Source organism: Thermosynechococcus sp. FA-CM-4201 (genome assembly GCF_054689355.1).
Genome location: NZ_CP079920.1, coordinates 2,657,142 through 2,680,822, shown reverse-complemented (window position 1 = coordinate 2,680,822; position 23,681 = coordinate 2,657,142). Strand labels below are relative to the sequence as shown.

The following is a 23,681-nucleotide window of genomic DNA, read 5'->3' as shown; positions in this document are numbered from 1 at the left end:
CGGGGTAGTGCCTAAAGAGCGCCAAAGCCTTTGCGTTTCTTTTGCTTCTTGGGCTTTTTGGGAGTCTGAGCACGTCCCCCTCGAGCCATTGGGTTCATACCCGGCATACCCATTCCCGGAAAGCCCCCTTGACCCATCTGCTGCATCAGCGATCGCATGCGCTGGAAATCGCTGACCAACTTTGTGACATCGGCCACTTGATAACCAGAACCTTTGGCAACCCGTTCACGGCGACTGGGGGAACTAGCCAGAAGTTCAGGATTGCGGCGCTCTTCGCGGGTCATGGAGTTAATCATGGCTTCCGCCCGTTTGAGTTGCACTTCCCCCTGCTGGAGTTGCTCCGTTGAAATTTTATTCATGCCGGGGATGAGCTTCATAATTCCCGCAAGGGAACCCATATTTTTTAGTAGGCGCAGTTGCTTGAGGAAGTCATCAAAGTCAAACTGGGCTTCGAGGATTTTGCGGGACATTTTTTCGGCATCGGCCAAGTCCACTTCCTCTTGGGCTTTTTCCACTAGGGTGAGGACATCCCCCATCCCCAAGATGCGAGAGGCCAAGCGATCGGGATAGAAAGGCTGGAGAGCCTCAACTTTTTCACCGACACCAATAAACTTAATCGGTTGGCCGGAGACTTGACGCACCGAGAGAGCTGCACCACCGCGTGTATCGCCATCCAGTTTAGTGAGAATGGCTCCGGTAATCCCCACCTGCTCATGGAAGGCACGGGTGAGGTTGGCTGCCTCTTGCCCCGTCATCGCATCCACCACTAAGAGGGTTTCGTGGGGTTGTACCGCGTCCTTAATGGCTGCCAGTTCCGCCATCATGTCGGCATCAATTTGTAGGCGCCCCGCTGTGTCAATAATCACGGTATCCACACCGAGTTCCTTGGCTTTGGCCACCCCTTGGCGAGCAATTTCCACGGGGCTAACTTCTGTACCCATCTCAAACACGGGCACGTCAATTTGTTTGCCGAGGGTGATCAACTGATCAATCGCAGCGGGACGATAGACATCAGTGGCCACCAAGAGGGTGCTGCGGCGTTCTTTGCGCAGGTGCAGGGCGAGCTTTGCTGTGGCAGTGGTTTTCCCCGTTCCCTGTAAACCTGCCATGAGAATAATCGTGGGCGGTGGCGCCACGTGAGCAAGGGGACTGTGGGATTCCCCCATGACCTCAACGAGGGCGTCGTAAACAATTTTGATAAATTGCTGATCGGGACGAACCCCGGCAATCACCTCGGCACCGATCGCCCGCTGCCGCACATTTTCAATAAAGTCTTTAGCGACCTGTAGGTTGACATCGGCCTCTAATAGGGCACGGCGCACTTCTCTAAGAGCTTCTTGGATATTGTTTTCCGTAATTTTGTCTTGACCCCGTAGGGTTTTCCAAGCAGATTCAAGGCGTTCGGCAAGGGCGTCAAACATGGATTACAGCTCAAGGGGCGACAAGAATTTCATGAGTCTTAGAGTATCTATGGTAGCAAACCGTCTTCCCCATACCGTCTTGGCTGCCAATTTAAGCAAAGGGCTGCAAGTTGCAATTTGTAGCAAAGTTAGCAGTGGTCGTCAACCGTATCCGCTAGGCTTTCATCAGATTTATGTCTGGAAGCCCGGTACTTTAGTACGGGGAGGAAAGACAGAGACGACTTTAGTCGGTGCTAGAGTTGATACAATTTTATCTATGGAACAGACCCTAACAGTCGTTTGCAAGCTTCAAACCACTCCTGAACAGTGTCTCAAAATCGAGAGATTCTTGAAAGCGTTTGCAGATGCTTGCAACTTTGCCAACAAAACCGTTCAGCCGACCGTAACGAATAAGATCACCATTCAAAACAGGGTTTATCAGGAACTTCGTTCTCGGTTTGGGTTAAGCGCTAATCAAGCAGTTCGGGTCTGTGCCAGAGTCGGAGCCAACCGCAAGACCGCCAAGCTGAAAGGTAAAGCGGTTAAAGAATTCAAGCCAACTTCAGCAGATTTTGATGCTCGCATCTTTACCTTTAAGGAAAAAGATGGGGCGGTGAGCCTGACTCTGTTGGAGGGTCGAGAGACCATTCGGCTCGATATGGGTGAATACCAAAGGGACAAGTTGAGAGGGCGAAAGCCCACATCTGCTCAGTTGTGCAAACATCGGGATGGCTCCTACTATATCCACATCCAATTAACCGAAGAGGTTCCTGAACCTTCTGAACCGAGCACCGTCATTGGTGTGGATTTGGGGCGACGAGAGATTGCTAAAACCAGTACAGGTGGAGGTTGGGATGGGAATCAATTAAACGAACTTCGAGATAAATTTCATCGAGTGAGAGCGTCGATTCAAAAACGAGCCTCGCAGGGCACGAGAAGTTCGCGGCGATCTTGCCGAAAACTCTTGAAACGGCTGGCGGGTAAAGAACAACGCTTTCAACAGTGGCTCAACCATTCGATCAGTGCTGCAATTGTCCGTGAAGCGAAAGCGCTCAATGCGGTGATCGCGATTGAGGACTTGACGGGAATTCGGGAGCGCCTGAATCAGCAACCCCGAAGCAAAACCGAACGCAGACGCTCCAATAGCTGGTCGTTCTATCAGTTGCGGCAGTTTATTGAGTACAAATGTCTGCGAGACGGCGTGAGGTGGGTGACGGTCAATCCAGCCTATACTAGCCAAACTTGCCATCGATGCCTGCATATTCATCCTGATCCTTGTCGGTCCTATCGAAATGGCAAAAAGTTTGCTTGTGGTCATTGTGGCTGGGTTGGTGATGCTGATCTGAATGGTGCCTCTGTGATTGCCTTATTGGGCGAGTCCGTAACGCTCGCTGGAAGTTCAGGCTATTTGGCTTGTCCAATGGCCTAGGGCTACTGAAAGTCCCCGACCTTGGTCGGTGGGAAGTTTACGGTAAGATAAGAACATTAGGGTTAGAGTCTTTATTTTTATCAGGTTCTATAAAGACGGCCTATTAAAGGCTCTGATCGGCGGGAGGTGTCCAATGCTTGTGATCCTCACCCAAAATCAGATTTTACCGTCACAGTCTGTGTGTCAATCCTGCTTGTTTGCCGATCGCCAAGGCCAACCCCGCTGGCAGGAGGGTCAGCTCCGTTGTGGGGCGCCTCTAGGGAGTACTGCTGAAGCGGGATGTCAACACTTTCGCTGTCAAATGGGGTTTCATTTAGTGGCGGTGTCAGATTTGCCGACTCCTCTCGAGCAAGACCATTGAGGGAAATCGCCACCAAGGAAGATCAATGCTGGAATTTGATAACTACGATCCGGGAGACTTTTACGACGAGTGGTTTCTAGCCAAAGGCCAGCCACGACCTTTTATTGAACCGCTGTTACAACGGGCGCGATCGCTACCGCCGGGAGAACTGCAACAGCGCCAAAAAATGGCACAACAGGTGATGTTTAATATTGGCGCTACATTTACGGTCTATGGTGCTGCTGAAGGCACCGAGCGGATCATGCCCTTTGATATTCTGCCGCGTGTCATTCCCGCCCAAGAGTGGCAAGCCCTTGAACGGGGTCTCAAGCAACGGATTGCGGCGCTCAATACATTTATTGCTGATGTCTATGGCGATCAAAAAATTATTAAAGATGGTGTCATTCCACGGGAACTGATTGAGTCGGCCAAGGGCTATCTGCGTCCTTGCCATGACCTGAAGCCACCGGGGGGCATTTGGTGCCATATTACGGGTACCGACTTAGTGCGCGATCGCGATGGCACCTTCTATGTCCTCGAGGATAACCTGCGTTGCCCTTCGGGGGTCTCCTATGTGCTGGAAAACCGCCGCGTGATGAAAAGCACGTTTCCCCTTGTCTTCAAAGAACTGCACATTCAACCCGTGGACGAGTACCCCAGCCATCTACTGGAAACGCTGTTGAACCTTGCGCCCCCCGGCCTACCGGATGCGACAGTGGTGGTACTGACGCCGGGGATGTACAATTCCGCCTATTTTGAGCATTCCTTCCTTGCTCAGCAAATGGGGGTGACGCTCGTGGAAGGGCGGGATCTGGTGGTGGCCGATGGTTACCTACAAATGCGCACAACCAAGGGTCTGAAGCGCGTGGATGTGGTCTATCGCCGTATTGATGATGACTTCATTGATCCAGCGGTATTTCGTCCTGATTCGATGCTGGGGGTCAGGGGTCTGATGGAGGTTTATCGCCAAGGGCGGGTCGCGATCGCCAATGCCCTCGGAACTGGCGTGGCTGATGACAAGGTGATTTATGCCTATGTGCCGCAAATGATTCGCTATTACCTCAGTGAAGAACCCCTACTACCCAATGTGCCCACCTACCTGTGCTGGGAGCCACAACAGTTGGATCATGTGCTCAAGAACCTCGATTCCCTGGTGGTGAAATCCGCCAACGAGTCCGGCGGCTATGGCATGCTCATTGGTTGTCAATCGACTGCTGAGCAGCGGGCAGAATTTGCAGAGCGGATCAAAGCCAATCCCCGCAACTACATTGCCCAGCCCACCCTTTCGCTGTCGCGCGTGCCCACCCTGCTGGGGGATGAAATTGTCGGCTGCCATGTGGACTTACGCCCCTATATCCTGTACGGTAAGGAAATTTATGTTCATCCCGGTGGCCTGACGCGGGTGGCGATGAAGCGTGGCTCATTGGTGGTGAATTCTTCCCAAGGGGGCGGGAGCAAGGATACTTGGGTGCTTAATGATTAGAGCCGTCTTTTGGGGACAGGGGATGCTAGCGGTAAGGCACCACCTATGTTAAACAATTATTAGCTATTAGCCAACGCTGATCGGTGAACTTAGCCTAAACTTGCTGAGGTACTGAAGGAACTTAAGCGCATGAATGAATTTGAGACATCCCCAACCACAGAAACCACCCATACGGAAAAGCCTATTTTTGAACCAACGCCGGCACCAGCACCCTTAGCGGAAGTAGAGTCTCAGCCAGCACCGCCGAAGGTGGGCGGTCTCACGGATGAACAGTGGCAACAGGCTCGTGAAAAACTCTATTGGCTCCTCACGGTCTTCCCCGATCAGGTTAGTGCCTTTCTGGGGGAATACAAGCAGCCCCTGCGCACCCTCCTCATCATTCTCGCCACTGTTCCTTTTGTGGCACTAGCGGTTGCTATTTTGGAAGTGGTAAATGCCATTCCCCTCCTAGGGCCGACCTGTGAACTCGTGGGCTTTGGCTACACTTGTTGGTTTCTCTATCGCTATGTCCTCTTTGAATCCGGTCGCCGTGAATTAGGGCAAAAGGTGAACGAGTATAAATCCCGTATCCTTGGCAATGAAGGCGGCAGTTCTTCTTAAGGGAATTCATGCGGCTGCACTACCTCCAGCACGTGCCCTTTGAGACCCCCGCCCATATTGCGCAGTGGGCGATCGCCCGTGGTTTTGATTGGCAAGGCAGTCATCTCTATGCGGGCGAGCCGCTACCCGCATTGACGGAGGTGGATGCGCTGATCGTGATGGGCGGCCCCATGGGGGTACACGATGAGGCTGTTTATCCGTGGTTAGGGGCTGAAAAAGCCTTTTTGCGCCAAGCGATCGCCAACGGGTTACCCATTTTCGGGATTTGCCTTGGTGCTCAGCTCTTGGCACAAGTCCTAGGGGCAGAGGTCACCGCAGCACCCACAAAGGAAATCGGCTGGTTTCCCATTGAACTGACAGCAGCCGCCCAAGCACATCCATGGTTTCAGAATTGGCCATCCCAACTGACGGTGCTGCATTGGCATGGGGAGATGTTTAGCCTCCCCCCGGGCGCGATTCCTCTCGCCAAAAGTGCCACCTGTCCGCAGCAGGGATTCTTGTGGGGCGATCGCGTTGTTGGTCTTCAGTTTCACTTAGAAGTAACCCCCGCCAGTCTTGGGGAGTTGATTCAGCACTGTCAGCACGAGCTAGTCCCCGGTCCTTACATTCAATCGGCCACAGAAATTCAAGCTCAAGCGGCACAAACAGCACTCTTGACCCCCTATTTAGAACGTTTACTTGAGCGCTGGATTCAGTCGTGATCATTACCAGTCGGCAGAATCCCTTGGTGCGCTCGATCCGTAAGCTGCACCACCGTAAATATCGCCAAGGGCACTTGCTTTTAGAGGGGACTCATTTGCTCCAAGAGGCGCTGGCAGCCGGCTATCGTTTATCGGTGGTTTGCTATACCAGCGCTTGGCAAGCAAAGCAATCACCAACATTTTGGCAGCAGGTTGTCCACAGGAGCGATCGCGCCGTTGAAGTCAGTGAAGAGGTACTGACTGCCCTCTGTACGACAACCACTCCCGATGGCGTCGTTGCTGTTGTCGACTATACACCCCTTCCTACCCTGCCACTCCAGCGTTTAGGTCTGTGCTTAGTCACACTTCAGGATCCGGGCAATTTGGGAACGATTATTCGCACCGCTGCCGCCGTGGGCGTTGAGGGGCTATTGCTGACCCCCGATTGCGTGGACATGACCCATCCAAAAGTGTTGCGTGCCAGTGCCGGCCAGTGGTTTCGCCTACCGATGCAAACCGTTAGCGATGGTTTGGCAACTCTCAAAGCCTACCAAGCCCAAGGATGGCAAATTGTCATCACATTACCAACCGCGCCACTGATCTATTGGCAGGCGGATTTTCGTCAACCCACGTTGCTGGTCATGGGAAATGAAGGCCAAGGATTACCCCCGGCCTACCAAGATCTCAGCTTTACGGCACTGCGGATTCCACAGGAGCCAAATGTTGAATCCTTGAATGTGGCGATCGCCACGGCAGTGCTCTTGTACGAAGTTTATCGCCAACGCTCGCTGGACTAAACCACAAAGAAGTTGAGAACGCCCACCACCAGCACTAGGGCAATCCATAGCCCGGAGCCAAGAAAAATTAACTGCTTTGAGCGATCCCAATCTTGGGGAGAGGCGTAGGCCACTGGCACACCCACCACCATCACAAAGGAGAGGATGACAAGGGCAGCAAGAGCCAGTTGAAAGAGAATCGTCATTGTTGCTAACTCCCAATCTTATCAGCGGCAATGGTAGCGAAGCGGCTACCTCTGAACTAGCATTATCGCCCATTTCTTGACCCTAAACTAGGCTCAGCAGCGAGTTATATCGCAACTATTGCCAGCCCTGAGCCAGCCACGATCGCGGATCAACGCACTCGCCATTAACGTACAGTCCCCAGTGCAAATGGGGTCCTGTGGAGGCACCCGTATTGCCAACCGTACCAATGACTTGCCCCGCCTCAACCATTTGTCCCTCTTGGACGTGGATTTGATCGAGGTGCAGGTAAATCGTCAGCACCCCCTGTCCATGATCAATACCGATCGTGTTGCCATGGATCAGAAATCCTTGGGATTCTCGCCCCACTAAGGCCACTCGCCCCCGCTGCGCCGCTACTACGGGTGATCCCTTGGGGCCTGCATAGTCCAAACCGCGATGGAAGTAGTCCTTGGCAAAAACCCCATTGTAATACCGCCGCACGCCGTAGGGTGTGGTCACAGGGCCACTGTTGGGGCGGCGAAAGGCACCTTGCCAGAGTTTTTCGGGGGTGACCAGTGCCTTAAAGGCATCCACGCGATCAAATTCAAAATCCGTTCCTGAGGAGTCTTTGCCCGGTGGGAGCCAAATACTTTGTACAGGAAAGGAGCGATCGCCCACCCACAGCAACATATTGCGGGTTTCATTTCCTGCCCGAACCACCAATGAACGGCGGCCGGGGGTCTGTAGTGGTGTTGTTGCCACAAACGCACGCCATTGCTGTGGGCCAATGGAGAAGACCGGCAGGGTTTTGCCCGCCACCTCGACTGTGGGCTGTTCTGAAGCGTTGACCACAATGGCCAGCGTATCTCCCAAAACAGCGCGATCGGGACTGACGGTGACCGTCAGCGGAATCGTAACTTGACTACTGGCGGGCAGAACGGTGGCAGTGATAATGGCGGGTACTAGCCACGGGAGAAGGCGATCGCTCATAACTTTAGAGGAAAAGGAAACCCAAAGTTAGACCGTTAAAGATATGCTGACGTTCCAACAAATTCATTAAATGAAAAAAGCCGCCAGTTAATTCACCGACGGCTGTAGGATTAGCACATTCCTGAACCCGATTTAACGGCGGGGCACTTTGGCGAGGTAGTCAATATCAGCGGCACGCAACTGCTGGGCATAGCGAGTCTTGGGCGCGATCGCTGCTGCCAAATCGCGGTATTTGCGGGGGTCGCCCTCCGGTAGCCGCCGCTCTTGGAACTTGCGATCGTAGAATTTCTCCAGTGTAAACCGCCAATCTGTGGTAGTGGTACCCACTTTGTCGCGGTATTCAAAGCCATAGCGCGGCGTCACGAGGTTAAAGGGACGTCCCTCCATCCGCTTGCGCTGGTAGGGCACCGTAAAGTCACCAAAGGCATTGGTGTATTCCTCACTGTCGAGGAGGGCATCGACAAAGCCATAGAAGCCAAGGGTGCCGATTTTAATTGACCAAGCAATTTTTTCCTCTTCGTTGTAGGCACTACGCCCCAAGAACCGCCGCAGGCAAACATCCACCAAGCGGTAGTTGTCATTCACAGCCACCACCGTATTGTAGAAGCGCTCTGATTTGGCCAGACCGCGAATGAAGTCCCGCACCGTAATCACTCGGTTCACTAATTGGGATTCCAAGGTGATTTGACGGTTAAAGGCCAAGGTAGCATGCTCACTAAACACCTGCCGATAGCAGGCCCAGATCACCTCGCGGATTTCCGAGTAGGAGGCCGCATCCTCAAGACGATAGATATAGGGGGTATCTTCGTTTTGATCGGCAGTGCCAAAGCTAGCGACACGGTGGTTTTGAGTCGTGGGCTTGTAGGCGAGTAGAGGTAAGTCCATGGATCTCTCCCAAGTCAAAGAGTGAAACAATAGCTAGCGCAGCGGAAAGGTCGCCGTCGGGTTGATCGACGCCGGTACAGTCGGGCGATCGCGCCGCGTGGTATCGGGGATTTGCACATTGGCCGTGGAGACCGGCTTGAACTGCACAGGCGTCACCTTGACCGATCGTGCCATCTCCAAGAAATTGCGAATGTCGCCCCACTTGTAGCGACTGTTCTCTAACTTATCGCGCCAGTAGTCACCATAGCGAGGGGTCACCAGATTAAAGGGGCGATCTTTATAGCGACGACGCTGGTAGGGCACCGTGTTATCGCCAAAGTTTTGCGTATATTCGTCACTGTCCACAAGGGTATCGACAAAGTTCTGCCAACCGTCGGTGGCAATGCGAATCGACCACGCCAGTTCTTCATCTTTGTTGTAGGGAGCACGCCCAAGGAGCCGCTTCAGGGCAATTTCCACCAAGCGATAGTTGGAATTGGTCTCCACCACCAAGCGGCGGAATGTCTCGGATTTGGCCAAGCCGCGAATAAAATCGCGTACCGAAATGGCACGATTGGCCAGTTGGGACTCCAGATGGGGCTGGCGGGTACTCTTGAGGACAACGTGTTCACTAAACACTTGGCGATAGGCGGCCCAAATCAGTTCATCAATATCCGACTGATCCACTGCATCCTCAAGGGAATAGCGCCAAGGGGTGTCTTCATTGGGCACTTCATAGCCCGGTACCCGCTGATTTTGGGAACTCGGGGCATAGCTGAGCAAGGGAATCGTCATGGCTTACACCTTTGGTTGAGAGGGCAAATAACGGTAGGGCAACGCAACGGGCACAGGTTTGACCGGTGTCGGCGGCAGATCCCGCTCTTGAGTCGTGTTGGGAACCGTCACCAAACTGGAGGTAGCCCGTGCCACATGGCGTTGGGTATCGAGGGTGGGCACCACAATTGAACGCGCCATAGAGAGGAAGTTGGCTGGAATCGCCCCCCGGATAATTTGCTTGTCCAGTGGCCCTGCGGTGTAGTAGCGCACTTGATAGTAGGAACGGCCACTGAGGGACATTTCCTTGTTGCGCCAATAGTCGCTGTAGCGGGGATTAACGAGGTTAAAAGGACGCGCCATGCGCCGCCGCCGTTGGTAGGGGACAATATCGGCACCAAAGTTTTGCTGGTACTCGTCGCTGTCCACCAAGGCATCAATAAATCCTTCTAGGCCACGGGTAGCTAGAATAATTGACCAAGCAATCTGCTCCTGCTGGCCATAGGTGGGGCGGCCAAGGAATCGCTTGAAGGAGACATCCACGAGGCGGTAATTGGAGTTGACGGCTGCCACTTGCTCGCGATAGACCTCGGACTTACCCAAGCCACGGATAAAATCCTGTACGGAAATGGCACGATTGCGCAGTTGGGATTCTAGGAAGGGCTGACGGTAGGAGGCCAAAATCAGGTGCTCACTGAAAATTTGGCGATAGGCGGCCCAAATCAGGGCATCCACGTCTGCGGCATCGGTGGCATCGGTGAGGCGGTAGATGACGGGATCATCCTCGGCGGGGACTTCATAACTGACCACCCGCTGGTCAAGGGTTCTGGGCTTCACAGCCAGCAAGGGTAACGACATAACTTTCCAATCCTTTTAGGTGTGCATGGACAGAGAGTCCCTTTGGAGGGCAAGTTGACAACGGGAACGCACAACAATGTCGGGGTCGCGATCGCTCAAATGATTGAGGAGTAAACGCACAGCGTCCCGAATGGCACGCGCAGCCGCCTGCTGATGCAGATGATCGAGGGCAACGCCCACGGCATAGCGAACCGCCCAATCCGCTGCTTCACTGTTGCGCTGGAGAACTGTGAGTGCTTCCCTTAATTGAGCCTCTCTGGCCGTCTCCTCAAGGATTAACTGCCAGCGGAGCGTTCCTAAGGCCTTTGTGGCGGCACGGCGAACACTGGGGGCAAAATCCGACTGCGCAGCAGCCAATAAGACCCGCAGGGCGGCAGGATGACCAATACTCCCCAAAACCCGCACCCCATAGGCCCGGGCACCGTAGTTGTACCCATCCAACTGTGCCAACAGCGGCTCCACGACAGCATCTCCAAGGGCAATGAGGCCTGCCACAGCGGCTTGGGCAGCAGCGGGGTTGTTGTACCCCAAAACGGCAATCAGCGTGGGAATGGCAGCGGTGTCTTTTTGCTGGGCAAGCTGAATCACCGCCTCGCATAGCGCCGAGGCAGAGGTGGCGGTCTCAACGGCATGGATATAGGTATGCAGATCACTCACAGCAGTTGATCCAATCCTTGAAAGAGGGAGAGGGTCTGTTCGGCTGGGGCAGCCTGCCGCAGTTGCTTGCTGAGGATGCCGTGGAGGGCAATGAGCTTGAAGCTCGCCTCAACACCTGAGTGCAAAATGGCCTCTACTGCTGGTAGATAGCCCATCGCTCCCAAATCCAGAAGCGCTGTCCGCCGCAGTTGCACATCCTCACTGTTGAGAGCCGCTAGCAAGCGATCGCCATATTCCGCTGCCCCCGTGAGCTGAAAAAGTGCCCGCGCAGCAGCAAATTGGACTCGCGGCATCTCATGGGTCAAGAATGGCTCAATCAGAGCAATGGCTTCAGTGGCACCGAGGTGACCTAAGCTTTCAATCACAGCTTCCACCGGCTGCACCAGATGCGGGCGACCGGGGACGAGCCGCGCCATCGCCACACCCCCTTCGAGGAGCGCTTGTAGGGGCGCGATCGCTTGGGGATCTCCCAACTGACCAAGGGCAATGGCCGCCGCCTCACGGACATAAAAATCCTCACAGCGCAAGCACTCAATTAAGGCCGGTACGGCTTGGCGATCGCTCAACTTACCCAAGGCACGGGCTGCATTGCGCCGCAGCGGGTAGCCCCCCAATTCTGTGCGATCGGCCTCATCGGCTAAAGCCGCTATCAACGCACTGACAATGGCCTGCCGCTCCGCTGCCGTTGCCGTTTCTAGGCCAAACTTCCCCAGCCACCACGCCGCATAGTAGCGGAGACTGGTATCCGTCCCCTGAAGCTGCGCCAGCATTTGGGGAACCGTGAGTTGTACCGGTTCAGAGACCGCCGTCATTCCCTCTCCAGACCTCAGCCACTTAGGAGGCGACCACGGGGGTAATGGAAACGATTTTGCCCCCCATGCGGGTAATGCGCTGCATCTCTTCATTCATGCGGTTGTAGGGCACCGTAATAAAGGTGCTCCCGCTGCGCCGAATCGGAAACCCCATTTTGTCGGTTTCTTCGTTTTGACGCAGACCCACAACCTCGTAGCGGAAAACGCGAGCGCCGGAGGGGCTAAGGGCAGCACTTCCAGACGCAGTTTGACCAAACATGACACCTGACTCCCAATCTCAAAAGGACGCTAAACAAACATTCCTAGGCAGGATTGACACTGACAATGCGAGCACCCGTGCGCTGAAGCTGCTGCATTTTGCTCGACAGTTGCTCATAGGGCACCAAGAAGGCGGTACTGCTGCGGCGCACCCCCGGATAGCCCGGTTGGCGAATGCCCGCCACTTCAATGCGATAGACGCGACCACTTTCACCAAAGGAACCACCCAAACAAGCCCGTGGGGGAACATCGGCACTGGGGGTGTAGTAGGCAAAGGCGGTATCGCTACTCGAAGGCGGCACCACCGTATTGGGACTGTTGGTGGCCAAATCCCGCGCTAAACGGGACATGCTGCCTTCTGCTTGGGCGCGATCGCTATTGGCATAGCCGCGATAGAGACGGAACATGCGGTTAAAGCCGACGGTTTTTTGCCCCGGCTGCGTATTAAAGCCGCGATAGTAGGGCACGACCCAATCCCCAAAGCTGTCGGTGTATTCGGGGGAGTCAATGTAGGAGTCAATGTCGGCATCAAAGCCCTCATTTTCGTAGAGATCCAAGTGGAAGATCACTTCCGACTCGTCGTAGGGTGCCCGCCCCAACAAATGTTTATAGTTCAGTTCAATGACACGGGTTTGAAAATTGCCGTAGAGAAACTTCTCTTTGTATAGTTCCGACTTGGCCACTGCGCGCACAAACTCCCGCACGGTAATTTTGCCATTGCGCAACAGTGACTCCGCACTCACCAAACGCTCCGATGCCATGACATAGTCATTGCCCAAGACCTGACGGTAAACGGCACGGATGACAGTCTCTAGATCTTCCTCGCTCCAGTTGGCACGCAGCTCCACCCGAGGAGCATCACTGAAGGCGGAGGTACCCAAGCGCGAAGCAGCAGCAGTAATAGCCACGGTACAAACTCCTAAATATCGAGGGTACAAACAAGCCCGGTGTTGTAAACAAAGGGTCAGCCCAACGCCGACAACATCTGCTTACCTCACCGGGCAACGAAGGGAAACGCCTATTAGCTGAGGGCGTTAATGGCGTAGTCGATGTAGGCGTTGGCTTCCACCGCAGCTTGGCCCGTCAAGCCATGATTGGCTTTGATGTATTTCAGAGCTTCCACATACCAGCTTGGGGAGAGATCAAACGTGCTGTTGATTTCAGACAAGCCAGCAATGAGGTACTCATCCATGGGACCAGTGCCACCAGCAACGAGGCAGTAGGTCACCATCCGCAGGTAGTAGCCGATGTCACGGGCGCACTTGGCTTTGCCTTCGGGGGTCGAGGCATATTGAGAGCCTTGCATGGTGGTGGTGTAGGGGAATTTTTGGTACACCGCTTGGGCTGCGCCGTCAATCAGGCTCTGAGCATTGTTGGTCAGGGCGCGAGCAGCTTCCATGCTGGCCACAGCGCGCTTGAAGCGACCGTCAACCGCTTGCAGTTCGGTGTTGCTGAGGAAACGACCTTGGGTATCGGCGGCGGCAATGGCTTCAGTAATCGGCGTTTTCATGGATAAAATATCTCCCTAAAAAATGTGCGTGTTCAGAACGGTCAAAGTTAGAGAACGTCAAAGGTGCCTTAGGCAACAGCGGCAGCGGCACGATCAAAATAGCCAGCGATTTCGGACATCAGGGCGCTGCAATCGCCAGGGGTGATGCCATTGGGATCATTGGCGATCGCGATCGCGGCATCTTTCATTTTTTGGATAGCCACAGCCACGGAGGAGCCGGGGGTACCAAGGGCTTGGTAGGTTTCCCGCAGACCGTTCAAGCAGCGATCATCGAGTACGCTGGAGTCACCGGCCAAAATGGCGTAGGTCACATAGCGCAAGATGATTTCCATGTCGCGCAAGCAAGCAGCCATACGACGGTTGGTGTAAGCATTCCCACCGGGTTGGATCAGTTGGGGTTGCTCTGCAAAGAGGGCACGAGCAGCGTTAGCAACGATCGTGGAGGCATTGCTGGTGATGCGGTTGACGGCATCCAGACGCTTGTTGCCTTCTTTCACCAAGTTGGACAGGGCATCGAACTGGGCGTTGGTGAGGAATTCACCCCGGGCATCGGCCTGAGCGACAACTTTGGCAAATGCATCTAGCATGGATCAATTCTCCTTAAAGGTTGTTAAAGAAGTGAGACCTTCTTGACATTCCTGCCCACAGAGATAACGCAGGATTCTTAGGGGGCTGATCAGCAACTCCCTAAAGGCTGTGCCAAGCAACCTGAGAGCGACCAAGCTGATCCTTGGTGTGTTTTTTAAGAAACGTGCAACGCTCTTGGGCGTGCCGGAAAGGTCTAACGATCACTAATGGGTTGTTCCGCAAAGGGGTCTGGGAAACAACAGCCGTGTTGTTAAACCCTTCAGGTATTTCTTATACAATGCGGTGGGAAACGTGTTTCGCCGTAGTTATTAATTTGTAAAATACTTTCGTGAGATAAATTAAGGTTCTGGCGATCGCCATAAAATTGGTGCCATTTGTCCTAAGTTTTTCCTAAGTTTCGTGAAGATTCTTTAACATTGTTCTCAGGAAGTTACGATTCCCATGAGTGAGCCGCTGCAATTTAGCTTATTTGACACCCCCACCGAGGCCGAACCTACACCAGCGACGCCCCTTGATCCTGCCACCTACGATCAAATTCCGCTGCGGGCTGAGGTGCCCATTCCCGCCGGTACCTACCGCGACTTAGAGGCGCTTGCGGCGCATTGTCAGCAGTGTCAACGCTGTGGCTTAGCGGCCACCCGTACCCATGTGGTGGTCAGCCGCGGCAATCCTGCGGCCAAGCTGATGATTATTGGTGAAGGACCCGGTCAAGCCGAGGATGAAAGTGGCCGTCCCTTTGTCGGTAAGGCGGGGCAACTCCTTGATAAAATCCTTGCTTCGGTCAATCTCGACAGTGAGCGGGATGTCTATATCTGCAACATTGTTAAATGCCGCCCCCCCGGCAACCGTGTCCCAACCCCCGTGGAAGCAGCGGCCTGTTTGCCCTACCTCTTAGAGCAGATTCGCTTGGTGAATCCCCGCATTATTTTGCTGGCGGGGGCAACGGCTGTGGCTGGATTGCTGAAAGATAATCGCGGCATTACCAAAATTCGTGGCCAGTGGATTGAATGGCAGGGACGGTGGTGTATGCCCATTTTTCATCCGGCGTATTTGTTGCGCAATAACTCGCGGGAGCCGGGCAGCCCCAAGTGGCTAACGTGGCAGGATATTCAAGCCGTGCGCGATCGCCTGCGCCAACTCGATGCTTAGATTACTCCTGACGGTGGGGATGTTCCTGCAAATAGCGCAGCCAAAGCTCTGAAAGTTCCCGTGCCTGTTGCTCCTTTTCGCCAACAATGTGGTACATTCGCCGCGGCCGACCACGACCTTCCACCTTCTTCCAATAACCATCAATAATCCCCTCATCCTCAAGGAATTTGAGGGCGCTGTAAAGCACCGTATCGGAAAGGCGGTAAAGGGGGTATTCATTTTCAATGGCTTGAATCAGCGCCGTGCCATAGGAGTCCCCCTTTTCCACAAGGGTATAGAGCACATAGCACACCGCAACTTCCTTGCTCAGGTAAACGGGCGGTGGCTGGCGGAAAAAGGTGTAGATATCTTCTAGTTTCATAACCTTATCCTCAGCAATGGGCTACTGCTGATATATTGACTCCCCAAAATTCCTTAAATGATGGGAGGGTCTGGATTCAACTCTGTTGCTGCAAAAGATAGGACACACAAATACTCCCCCCTTAATGTCAGCACTTTCCTCTAGTCTCATATCGCGCATCAAAGTCACTAAGTATTTATCGCTACTAGGACTACAATATTGTCTTGTCGCCCTTTTCTGAAAGATGGGATAGATCAAGAAGAAACCATCGTCTCCCCTATCAGCTTTCACGATTTTGAGCGTGTGCCATCCTTGTGAAAAGGACTGTACTTCTGATTTTAGGAAGTTTGAGAGAAAAGTGTTCCTTGCATCATAATTCCGCAGTTGGCAAAAATCAAGTCATTGGCTTGTTGCAAATTGATTTCAAGGGGCATCAGGGGCAAGATTTCTTAACAAAAATTCACGATAGATCTGCCAGCGTCGGCCATTGTGCACCAGCAGTGTGAGGTGGGATACCCAACAGCGAGCGGCAAAGGATTGTTCTTGAAAGTCTGCCCAAGCATGGTGAAAGTTTTCCTTGGTTAAATCGCGAAAGGCGATCGTCATGTGGGGAGTAAAGGGATGGCGTTGGGTAGGGGGGAGGTTCAGGGGCTTTGCTACCGCTTTGACGAGCTGTGCTTGTAGGGTCTTGAGGGCTGGGGTGGGTGCTACATGAATATAAATGACTCGCGGCGCAAAGGCGGCAAAGCCATCGAGGATCAACTCCACTGGAGCCGCTTGGTGGCAAAAAGTTTCTAGGGCTTGCTCCAGATCTGCGATCGCTGCATCTGGCCACCAAAAGGGGGGATAGAGGGTGACGTGGGGGGGAGAGCGCAGTGCCGCTTGGCTGTGGTAGCGATCGCAACAATACTGCTTGAGGCGGGTGACTTCAGCCTGAATGTCAGCATTGGGCAACAAAGCCATAAAGTAATGCCGCCGGTTCATTAGCGCTGTGCCACAACAGTCCAATGGCGATCGGAGGTAAGGGTGGCTTGCCACTGCTGCGGCGGCTGCGGCAATGTTCTTATGAGATCGCTCATTTCCATTAAGGTTAATGCCGCATGGAGGGAGTCAGCAAACAGTTGCCGCTGTTCCGGTGTGTCTTGGCCAGCATATTGGTCAACCAAGGCTTGCAGTTCTGCCACCGTTTCTGGACGACAGAGATCGCGGATAAACAGGGTGCCTTGGGGACGGAGCACCCGCAGCATTTCCCCTAGGGCAGGCTGAGGATCGGCTAAGTGATGGACAAGGCTATTGCTAATAACGACATCAAAGCTCGCTGCGGCAAAGGGCAAGGCTTTGGCATCCCCTTGCATAAAGTTTAATTGGGGACTGTGGTGCCGGGCGATCGCCAGCATGGCTGGACTGAGGTCAATCCCCGTCAGTTGCCAATGGGGATAGCGTTGATGCAGCATTTGCAGAATCCGCCCGTTCCCTGTACCCACATCTAAGACTTTGAGAGGGTGCTCAACACTGGGTAAGACTGCGGCTAAATCTTCACAGAAGGCGGCGTTAACGGCAGTAAAATCCATGGCGTCATAGGCGGCAGCCGTTTCTGGCGTCTCCATGACCTCAGGTTCAAGAATGCGTTGCAGCGGCATAGGCTATAGACCCGTGGCCGATCGCCCCTGCTTGGGTAAGCGCACAAACACAAAGTAGCTCAGATAGAGCATATAAATCACCAGTGCAACCGCCGCAAAGAAGCCAAGGGTCCCCGCGCGGGCTTGGGCATGGAAAATATCTTTGAACATCAGGGGCGGCTCGAGCCAGACTTGGCAACTGGGGGTCTGAACGGCACCAGCGACAAACGCACAGGGCAAATAAAAGGCCTGACCAATGGCGGCAAGGATACAGTAGAGCGTGATTGCCCAACGCCAACTGCTAAAGACTTGACCAATTAAATCTTGGCGATCGCTAATTTCTTCATTGAGATCCACCCAAAACCAGAGGCTAATGGGAATCAGCACCAAGGCCATAAATCCCGTGACGTAGGCCACTGGCCACTGCGGCATCATCAGGTACACCGTAATTGCCAATAGACTGGCCACCCGCCAATAGATAATCAGCAGTTGGGTAATTGCTGGCACATTTTTAACCGTTGACCACAGCAGTAGGATCAAGGGGAGAACCACAGTAAAGAGCACCGCAAGGCGGTAGTCCATCCACACGAGCGATCGCAGAAGTTCCAAGGACATGGCAGGCCACAGACCCAAGTGCAACGGTTCTATTATTAGGGATCGCCTTCCCAGGGCACAAGGCTAGAGCGATCGCACCCGCTCATACCAACGCATCAAAATCGCTGCTAACTTTTGCGAATCATGGCGCACGGTGGGTGTGGATTCATCCATCACATCGGCAAGAATCAACCGACAGTTTTGGCGGGCAAGTTCTTCGCGATCAATGGCCACAGCGGTACTGCCCTGCTGGGCATAGCGTTCAAGGTGAGCCGCACTGGGGGGATATTTTTGCACCAGCACCGCATCAAACAGGCGATCGCCCGTCACCCCATCAAGGGCACGCACATGATCACTCACAGCATAGCCATCGGTTTCCCCCGGTTGCGTCATAATGTTGCAGACATAAACACAGGGGCACTGCCGCTCCGCAAGGGCTTGGGCAATCTCAGGCACCAAGAGATTGGGAATGATACTCGTATAGAGACTGCCGGGGCCAAGAATAATGTAATCGGCCTCATGGAGGGCTTGAATGGCGCGGGGCAGGGCTTTGGGGGCTGGGGGCGAGCAGCCAATTTCGACAATTTTGCCGCGGGCGGCTGTAATGTTGGACTCCCCATGAATCAGGCGACCATCGGCAAGGCGCGCCCAAAGGGTCATATCTGTTAGGGTGGCTGGCAACACTTGACCGCGAATGGCCAAGACCGCTGAACTGGTGGCGATCGCCCGCTCCAGATCCCCCGTGATATTTGTCATCGCCGTCAGAAACAAATTGCCAAAACTGTGCCCCGCCAAGCCATCGCCCGCCTCAAAGCGGTACTGAAAGAGTTCGGTGACAATTTTCTCCTCATCCGCTAGAGCCGCTAAGCAGTTGCGAATATCCCCCGGGGGCAGCACCCCGATTTCTCGCCGCAGTCGTCCGGATGAGCCGCCATCATCGGCCATGGTCACAATGGCAGTGATATTGGAACTGTAGAGCTTGAGTCCCCGCAAGAGGGTTGACAGCCCCGTACCGCCCCCAATGGCCACAATTTTCGGACCTCGCCCCAAGCGCCGATGGGTAAGGAGTCGCTCCACAAGTGCCTTATCATCCTCTGGCAGCAGGACTTCCGTAATGGAACCAAGGGTACGGGCATAGCCCCAAGCAATCAGTGCCAACCCCCCAAGCAGCAGTAAAGGGCCACTAATGTAACTGGGCACAAAACGGGCAATACTTTGAACAAACTGCTCTAGGAATTGCAGGAAGTAAAAAATGGGGGTGAGGTTGATGCTAATGGCAAAGCCCAGACTGGCAAGCAAAACCCCCACTGCACTAATGAGGAGCCATCGCTTCACCAGTAGCCCAGGGAGCAGCCATTGGGACCACAAACGGATTTTACGACGCGCTGGACGCAGTCTCGCTGAGAGTTGTTGAGCCTTATTCGCTCTCCTCATCCGCACCAATACCCAAATAGGTTTTACCGAGGTAGCGGGCGAGGCGCTGGAGCGGATTGGTCACTTGGGTTTTGTGTTCAGCGTGGTTACTGTTCACAGGAACGCCTAAAATGCCTGAAAATTCGTCATCACTGATTTCCCCAGCCTGATGTTGGGCAAAGGAATCCACCACCTGCACCAGTTCATCGGTGGAAAACTCAAAACCATGTTGACTGGCAAAATCCACCACTTTCGGCGCCATTTCTCCCCGCAGCGCGGCCAGTTCCTCGGCATCGAGTTCGGCAGCCCCACTAATGTTGCCATCGCCTACCCCCAGAAGGTTTTCCAATTCATCCCGCAGTTTGGCATCCTCAGCGGTCTTTTGCATGAACGCTAATACCTGTGCCGTGGCCATAGGCTTCCTTCCTTCGGTCAGTAAACGTCTGCACGAACCGATTGGATTATAACATTCTCTAATGAGAGTATTTTTAGGCAACAGTTCTTAAGAATGGCACCTCGACCACTTGGGCAGTCACGCCCTCTGGGGTGTGCAACATTAACCCAGCACCACCAACCTTTGTGCGCACATAGCCGAGGCCAAAGGCATCCTTCTCTAGGGAAGTACAACTGGTGAGGAGACCCACTTTTTCACCGTCTAGGAGCAGGGGGGCGGGGGGTGTCACTGCGGCACTTAATTCCAGTCCCCAGAGATGTTGTTTAACCCCTTGGTAGGTGTTGAGGCGAGCGATCGTCTCTTGGCCAATATAACAGCCCTTATTGAAAGAAATGGTATGCCCTAGCCGTGCTTCGAGGGGGTTGTACTCTTCGGTGAGTTCGGCATCGGCAGCGGGGCGGCCTTGGCGGATGCGTAGGTGCTCCCAATCAGCATCACTCAGTTGGGGATAGGCATGAAGTAAATCGCTGAGGGGGCGATCGCTCCACAGGGTCAAACCCGGAATCGCTAAGCCACTGGTGGCCGCAAGGGTTAAGGGGGCGCCTTCGTGGGGGATAGTAACGTGATCGTAGGGATGATCCAATGCTTCTAGGCCAAACTGGGCAGTGATTGTTTCAGCAACGCCGCCAAAAACTCGATAGCAGTAACTCTCAGCGGTGCGATCGCTCACCTGAACATCATCGCCAAAGAAAATGTACTTATCGAGCCATTTCAGGAGAAACTCGCGGCGCTGCGGCGATACCAAGAGATCCACCCATTCCTGATGGACAAGGAGGGTGGCCAGATCAAGGGTACGAGCGGTTGAGGTCAGGAAAACGGTGTCAGCCCCTTGGCCGGGTTGCAGGACAAGGCAATTATTAGAGCTTTGGTTGTGCAAAAACTTCAGGCGATCGCCCCCCGTGAGGCGTAGGCGTCCCCAATGACTGCAATCATAGACTGCACCACTGGTGGAGACTGTTTCCAGCAGATCGGTCATTCTTTTACTCCCAAAAGAAGCAACTCCCGCTCAAGGAGCGATCGCACCCCTGCAAGATTGAAGTCCGGTTGCTCAGCTAATAACTCGGCCACGGTTTTTTGACCCGTTGCAGCCGTCAGGAAGTGCTGCTCAGCCTGATTGAGCTGAATCACATCATAGTGACAGTTAAAGACACAGCCACCCGGCCAACCGTCTAAGCAGGGGTGTCGCCACGCAATGGCCGCCAGCAGAGCCGCATCCTCAGACCAATCGTGACGGGGCAGCGGCGGCTTGGCCAAAAAGAACTCAAAGTGGGTCATTGCCTCAGGATCAAGGCATTCAATGAGTTGATATTGCTGGATTGGGTCTAAGTGCTGTGCCCGTTGCAACAGTTCTGGCTGGCTGCCCAATAGCCGCTCCAGCCGCCAAACTTGAGGGTTAGAAAAGCCAACGAATTCTAGGCCAGAGGCAGCAATGAGGTCAAAGAGGCTGGCGATCGTGTAGTCAATTTCTTGGGGATGTACATACATATCAGCAAAGCATTCATCCCGCTGATTTTCGAGGCTCCAGCGCTCCTGCTCACGCTTTTTCAGGCGATTGTTCTCTGGCAATGCCGCAAAGAGTTGCCGTCCAATGGCCACCCCCTCGCGATAGTTGTGGCGATCGCTCCCCTGAAGCAAGGCAATGGCCTGCTGCATCAGCTTAATTTCCCAGCGACCGCGTTCGCCATAGACAAAGATATGAAAAATGCCGCCGGGGGCAAGAACATCGGCAAGGGCTTGAATCCCCCGCTGTGGATCCGGCAGGTGGTGCAGCACCCCGACACAGTTAATCATCTGGAACCTTTGCCCCAGTTGTGCCACATCCTCTAGGCTCAGGTGGTGAAATTGGACATTGGTCGCACCCGATCGCCGGCAGCGTTCGCGGGCAATCTCCAGAGCACCCTCACTGAGATCCAACGCCGTAATCTTTGCTTGGGGATTCAAATGGGCGAGATATTCCGTTCCTACACCGGTGCCACAGCCGGCATCGAGGATGGCGACATCTAACTGGGAGGGATAGCGTCCTGTGCAAAAGCTATAGGCCGCCGGCCAAGACCAGCGCCAGTTGTACCCCGGTGGTGGCTCATCAAGAAGCGGTTCCGGCGGAAAAGGATAGGTATTGTACAGTTGCCGCACAGCAGCGGTAATCTCAGCCGCCGAGGTCATGATGGTTCCCCTTGAGATAAGCGTCGTAATAATTCTCGGGTGGTTGCCTCTGGGTCAGCCGCATCCATAATGGCGCGGACAACGGCCACCTGAGTCGCCCCGGCCTTGACCACCTCATCAATGTTACTGAGATCAATGCCGCCAATGGCAAACTGGGGCATCGGGGCGTGTTTGCGGGCGTATTGGAGATAGTCAAAGCCGACAGCCGCTTTACCGGGTTTAGTGGGGGTGGCAAAAATCGGCCCAACGCCAACATAATCGGCACCTTCGGCAATGGCACGCTCTAGTTCTTGGGGATTGGTGGTAGAGCGTCCCACCAGGCGATCGCGCCCTAAAATTTGCCGCGCCAGTTCCATGGGAATATCCGTCTGTCCGAGGTGGACGCCATCGGCATTGGCACCAACGGCAATATCCACGCGATCGTTGACCAAAAACAGGGCGCCGTAGCGTTGGCAGAGCGCTTGCAACTGGCAAGCCGTGGTTAGGCGGGTGTGATCATCACTGGTTTTGTCGCGGTATTGCACAAGGGGCAGTCCCCCCTTCAAAGCGGCTTCAACCGTTTCCAGCAGGCGATCGCTGGGGGCAGTCACCAGATAGAGCTTTGCTCCTTGCAGTTGTTTCAGTCGAGCATGGCGGGAGTTGAGGATCAGGGCTTGCTCCAGAATGTAAACGCGATAGCGGAGGGCTTTAGCGGTTTCACTCAGCTCAGTATCCGTTAATTTCGCATACTCCTCAATCACCCGCAGCGCTTCTTGGACACGGGCAAAGTTAGCGGTGAGCACCTCGCTGAGGGTCTGGCGATCGCGCTCCTGCGGATGACTCAAGGTAGTCCCCGGATCCTGATCCGTTTGTCGTGCCGCCCGCAACGCTGGGGTATGGTAGCGGCCAAGGGTTTGGCGCAAATCTTTACATTCCGCACTCAGGGCAGCATCTTCGCGGCCAAAGCGGCACCATTCCTCAATCACCCGCAGACCTTCACGGGCACGGTCAAGGTTGGCATCGAGAATCCGCCGGATGCGTTGCCCCTCAGATCCGGGAGCTAAATTTTGCATAGCACGTCCGATCCCCACAGAAAAGAATCAACACAGTTCTGTTCACCGTTCATCGGCATTGTTGATAGCGCAATGAAGTTTTTGATGAGCCGTTTCAGCATTCACTCCCAGCCGTGGTTGAGTCACCTATGTTTGATCCTAATGGGTTGGGGGACCCCCGTATTGGCGGCAGAACCGATTCCCATCCCCGTGCCACCGCCAGAGGTGAATACCGTCATCCCGATTCCCGTGCCTGCCCCAGAGGTGAGTACCGCGCCAATTCCCACACCACCGCCGCAGCAGCTTGACAACTCCCTCGAACGATTGCCGGTGCCCAGTGGCCCGATTCCGATGGGATTTGTAGGTAGCGATCGCGCGATGAATCAATTGCCCCCCCCACCAGACATTTCTGATGCCGACTTGGCAACGCTAGCTCCCGTAGCCCCCAGAACGCGGTTTCGGGTGATAGTTTTGGATTTGCGGGAGGATGATCTAGCCAATCAAGAACGCCTGCGATCGCTCGTTCCCGAAGTGATACCCATTACCCTTGGCCAGCGCCGCGCCCTGCAAGTGGGAAGTTTCCAAAACGAGGCCAATGCCACCGAAATGCGCGCTTTTATGGAGGTCAATGGCTTCCGCGCCGAGATTCAACGTCTCCCTTAAACAACCTCAAGCGGCTCACAAATGCGGCGAAAAGGCCTAAAGAGTGCATG

At 54.3% G+C, this 23,681-nt stretch carries 29 protein-coding genes; 8 read left to right on the top strand and 21 right to left on the bottom strand.

Going from position 1 to position 23,681, the window contains the following annotated elements:
* Positions 1 to 11: 11 nt before the first annotated feature.
* Positions 12 to 1,421: a signal recognition particle protein gene (ffh, locus tag KV190_RS13130; RefSeq protein WP_460193848.1), complete on the bottom strand. Its 1,410-nt coding sequence runs from the start codon at positions 1,419 to 1,421 to the stop codon at positions 12 to 14.
* Between the two features lie 328 nt (positions 1,422 to 1,749).
* Here ffh and KV190_RS13125 point away from each other — a divergent pair, with 328 nt between their 5' ends.
* From KV190_RS13125 to KV190_RS13100, 6 genes are all read left to right on the top strand, one after another.
* On the top strand, positions 1,750 to 2,829 hold the full coding sequence (locus tag KV190_RS13125; RefSeq protein WP_460193847.1) for an RNA-guided endonuclease InsQ/TnpB family protein: 1,080 nt from the start codon (positions 1,750 to 1,752) through the stop codon (positions 2,827 to 2,829).
* Positions 2,830 to 2,962: 133 nt separating this feature from the next.
* Positions 2,963 to 3,190, top strand: coding sequence for a hypothetical protein (locus KV190_RS13120; RefSeq protein WP_024125006.1), 228 nt, complete (start codon positions 2,963 to 2,965; stop codon positions 3,188 to 3,190).
* 25 nt (positions 3,191 to 3,215) lie between these two features.
* Positions 3,216 to 4,652 (top strand): circularly permuted type 2 ATP-grasp protein, encoded by a 1,437-nt coding sequence (locus KV190_RS13115; RefSeq protein WP_460193846.1) that lies wholly within the window; start codon positions 3,216 to 3,218, stop codon positions 4,650 to 4,652.
* A gap of 129 nt (positions 4,653 to 4,781) precedes the next feature.
* Positions 4,782 to 5,252 carry a CAAD domain-containing protein gene (locus KV190_RS13110; protein ID WP_460193845.1) on the top strand — a complete coding sequence of 157 codons (471 nt, stop codon included), beginning with the start codon at positions 4,782 to 4,784 and terminating at the stop codon, positions 5,250 to 5,252.
* Positions 5,253 to 5,260: 8 nt separating this feature from the next.
* Complete coding sequence (locus KV190_RS13105; RefSeq protein ID WP_460193844.1) at positions 5,261 to 5,953, top strand: type 1 glutamine amidotransferase; 693 nt, start codon at positions 5,261 to 5,263, stop codon at positions 5,951 to 5,953.
* Positions 5,953 to 6,729, top strand: coding sequence for a TrmH family RNA methyltransferase (locus KV190_RS13100; protein ID WP_460195296.1), 777 nt, complete (start codon positions 5,953 to 5,955; stop codon positions 6,727 to 6,729). The genes KV190_RS13105 and KV190_RS13100 overlap by 1 nt, the downstream gene beginning before the upstream one ends.
* On the opposite strand, the gene psbZ is transcribed toward KV190_RS13100, so the two are convergent.
* From psbZ to KV190_RS13045, 11 genes are all read right to left on the bottom strand, one after another.
* Positions 6,726 to 6,914 (bottom strand): photosystem II reaction center protein PsbZ, encoded by a 189-nt coding sequence (gene psbZ / locus KV190_RS13095; RefSeq protein ID WP_181496775.1) that lies wholly within the window; start codon positions 6,912 to 6,914, stop codon positions 6,726 to 6,728. The genes KV190_RS13100 and psbZ overlap by 4 nt on opposite strands.
* 115 nt (positions 6,915 to 7,029) lie before the next feature.
* On the bottom strand, positions 7,030 to 7,884 hold the full coding sequence (locus KV190_RS13090; protein ID WP_460193842.1) for a M23 family metallopeptidase: 855 nt from the start codon (positions 7,882 to 7,884) through the stop codon (positions 7,030 to 7,032).
* Between the two features lie 132 nt (positions 7,885 to 8,016).
* Entirely contained in the window at positions 8,017 to 8,769 is a 753-nt protein-coding gene (locus tag KV190_RS13085) for a phycobilisome rod-core linker polypeptide (RefSeq protein ID WP_460193840.1), read from the bottom strand.
* Positions 8,770 to 8,802: 33 nt separating this feature from the next.
* Positions 8,803 to 9,543, bottom strand: a complete 741-nt coding sequence (locus tag KV190_RS13080) for a phycobilisome rod-core linker polypeptide (RefSeq protein WP_302676357.1) — start codon at positions 9,541 to 9,543, stop codon at positions 8,803 to 8,805.
* A gap of 3 nt (positions 9,544 to 9,546) precedes the next feature.
* Positions 9,547 to 10,380, bottom strand: a complete 834-nt coding sequence (locus KV190_RS13075) for a phycobilisome rod-core linker polypeptide (RefSeq protein ID WP_460193838.1) — start codon at positions 10,378 to 10,380, stop codon at positions 9,547 to 9,549.
* Between the two features lie 15 nt (positions 10,381 to 10,395).
* Complete coding sequence (locus KV190_RS13070; protein WP_460193837.1) at positions 10,396 to 11,037, bottom strand: HEAT repeat domain-containing protein; 642 nt, start codon at positions 11,035 to 11,037, stop codon at positions 10,396 to 10,398.
* Entirely contained in the window at positions 11,034 to 11,849 is an 816-nt protein-coding gene (locus KV190_RS13065) for a HEAT repeat domain-containing protein (RefSeq protein WP_460193836.1), read from the bottom strand. The genes KV190_RS13070 and KV190_RS13065 overlap by 4 nt, the downstream gene beginning before the upstream one ends.
* 22 nt (positions 11,850 to 11,871) lie before the next feature.
* Positions 11,872 to 12,108: a phycobilisome linker polypeptide gene (locus tag KV190_RS13060; RefSeq protein WP_149818199.1), complete on the bottom strand. Its 237-nt coding sequence runs from the start codon at positions 12,106 to 12,108 to the stop codon at positions 11,872 to 11,874.
* A 43-nt stretch (positions 12,109 to 12,151) separates the two neighbouring features.
* Positions 12,152 to 13,015 carry a phycobilisome linker polypeptide gene (locus tag KV190_RS13055; protein WP_250683568.1) on the bottom strand — a complete coding sequence of 288 codons (864 nt, stop codon included), beginning with the start codon at positions 13,013 to 13,015 and terminating at the stop codon, positions 12,152 to 12,154.
* A gap of 113 nt (positions 13,016 to 13,128) precedes the next feature.
* Positions 13,129 to 13,617, bottom strand: a complete 489-nt coding sequence (gene cpcA, locus KV190_RS13050) for a phycocyanin subunit alpha (protein ID WP_149818203.1) — start codon at positions 13,615 to 13,617, stop codon at positions 13,129 to 13,131.
* 68 nt (positions 13,618 to 13,685) lie between these two features.
* Positions 13,686 to 14,204 (bottom strand): phycocyanin subunit beta, encoded by a 519-nt coding sequence (locus KV190_RS13045; protein WP_011057792.1) that lies wholly within the window; start codon positions 14,202 to 14,204, stop codon positions 13,686 to 13,688.
* A gap of 442 nt (positions 14,205 to 14,646) precedes the next feature.
* On the opposite strand from KV190_RS13045, the gene KV190_RS13040 reads away from it, so the two are divergent.
* Entirely contained in the window at positions 14,647 to 15,354 is a 708-nt protein-coding gene (locus KV190_RS13040; RefSeq protein ID WP_460193834.1) for a uracil-DNA glycosylase, read from the top strand.
* Position 15,355: 1 nt separating this feature from the next.
* Here KV190_RS13040 and KV190_RS13035 read toward each other — a convergent pair whose 3' ends face one another.
* From KV190_RS13035 to KV190_RS12995, 9 genes are all read right to left on the bottom strand, one after another.
* Complete coding sequence (locus tag KV190_RS13035) at positions 15,356 to 15,715, bottom strand: PadR family transcriptional regulator (protein ID WP_149818207.1); 360 nt, start codon at positions 15,713 to 15,715, stop codon at positions 15,356 to 15,358.
* 402 nt (positions 15,716 to 16,117) lie between these two features.
* Positions 16,118 to 16,678, bottom strand: coding sequence for a 2'-5' RNA ligase family protein (locus KV190_RS13030; protein ID WP_460193832.1), 561 nt, complete (start codon positions 16,676 to 16,678; stop codon positions 16,118 to 16,120).
* On the bottom strand, positions 16,678 to 17,334 hold the full coding sequence (locus tag KV190_RS13025; RefSeq protein ID WP_460193831.1) for a class I SAM-dependent methyltransferase: 657 nt from the start codon (positions 17,332 to 17,334) through the stop codon (positions 16,678 to 16,680). Before KV190_RS13025 ends, KV190_RS13030 begins: the two co-directional genes overlap by 1 nt.
* A 3-nt stretch (positions 17,335 to 17,337) precedes the next feature.
* Positions 17,338 to 17,928, bottom strand: a complete 591-nt coding sequence (locus KV190_RS13020) for a DUF3177 family protein (protein ID WP_460193830.1) — start codon at positions 17,926 to 17,928, stop codon at positions 17,338 to 17,340.
* Between the two features lie 63 nt (positions 17,929 to 17,991).
* A complete protein-coding gene (locus KV190_RS13015; protein WP_460193829.1) occupies positions 17,992 to 19,341 on the bottom strand; it encodes a gluconeogenesis factor YvcK family protein in 1,350 nt (449 codons plus the stop codon).
* Complete coding sequence (locus tag KV190_RS13010) at positions 19,325 to 19,735, bottom strand: hypothetical protein (RefSeq protein WP_460193827.1); 411 nt, start codon at positions 19,733 to 19,735, stop codon at positions 19,325 to 19,327. Before KV190_RS13010 ends, KV190_RS13015 begins: the two co-directional genes overlap by 17 nt.
* Positions 19,736 to 19,808: 73 nt before the next feature.
* The gene (gene ygfZ / locus KV190_RS13005) at positions 19,809 to 20,750 is read right to left on the bottom strand and encodes a CAF17-like 4Fe-4S cluster assembly/insertion protein YgfZ (protein WP_460193826.1); all 942 of its coding nucleotides are present in this window, start codon (positions 20,748 to 20,750) and stop codon (positions 19,809 to 19,811) included.
* Entirely contained in the window at positions 20,747 to 21,937 is a 1,191-nt protein-coding gene (locus tag KV190_RS13000) for a class I SAM-dependent methyltransferase (RefSeq protein ID WP_460193824.1), read from the bottom strand. The genes ygfZ and KV190_RS13000 overlap by 4 nt, the downstream gene beginning before the upstream one ends.
* Positions 21,934 to 22,989 (bottom strand): thiamine phosphate synthase, encoded by a 1,056-nt coding sequence (locus KV190_RS12995; RefSeq protein ID WP_460193823.1) that lies wholly within the window; start codon positions 22,987 to 22,989, stop codon positions 21,934 to 21,936. Before KV190_RS12995 ends, KV190_RS13000 begins: the two co-directional genes overlap by 4 nt.
* 141 nt (positions 22,990 to 23,130) lie before the next feature.
* On the opposite strand from KV190_RS12995, the gene KV190_RS12990 reads away from it, so the two are divergent.
* Positions 23,131 to 23,631 carry a hypothetical protein gene (locus tag KV190_RS12990; protein ID WP_460193822.1) on the top strand — a complete coding sequence of 167 codons (501 nt, stop codon included), beginning with the start codon at positions 23,131 to 23,133 and terminating at the stop codon, positions 23,629 to 23,631.
* The last annotated feature ends 50 nt before the right edge of the window (positions 23,632 to 23,681 follow it).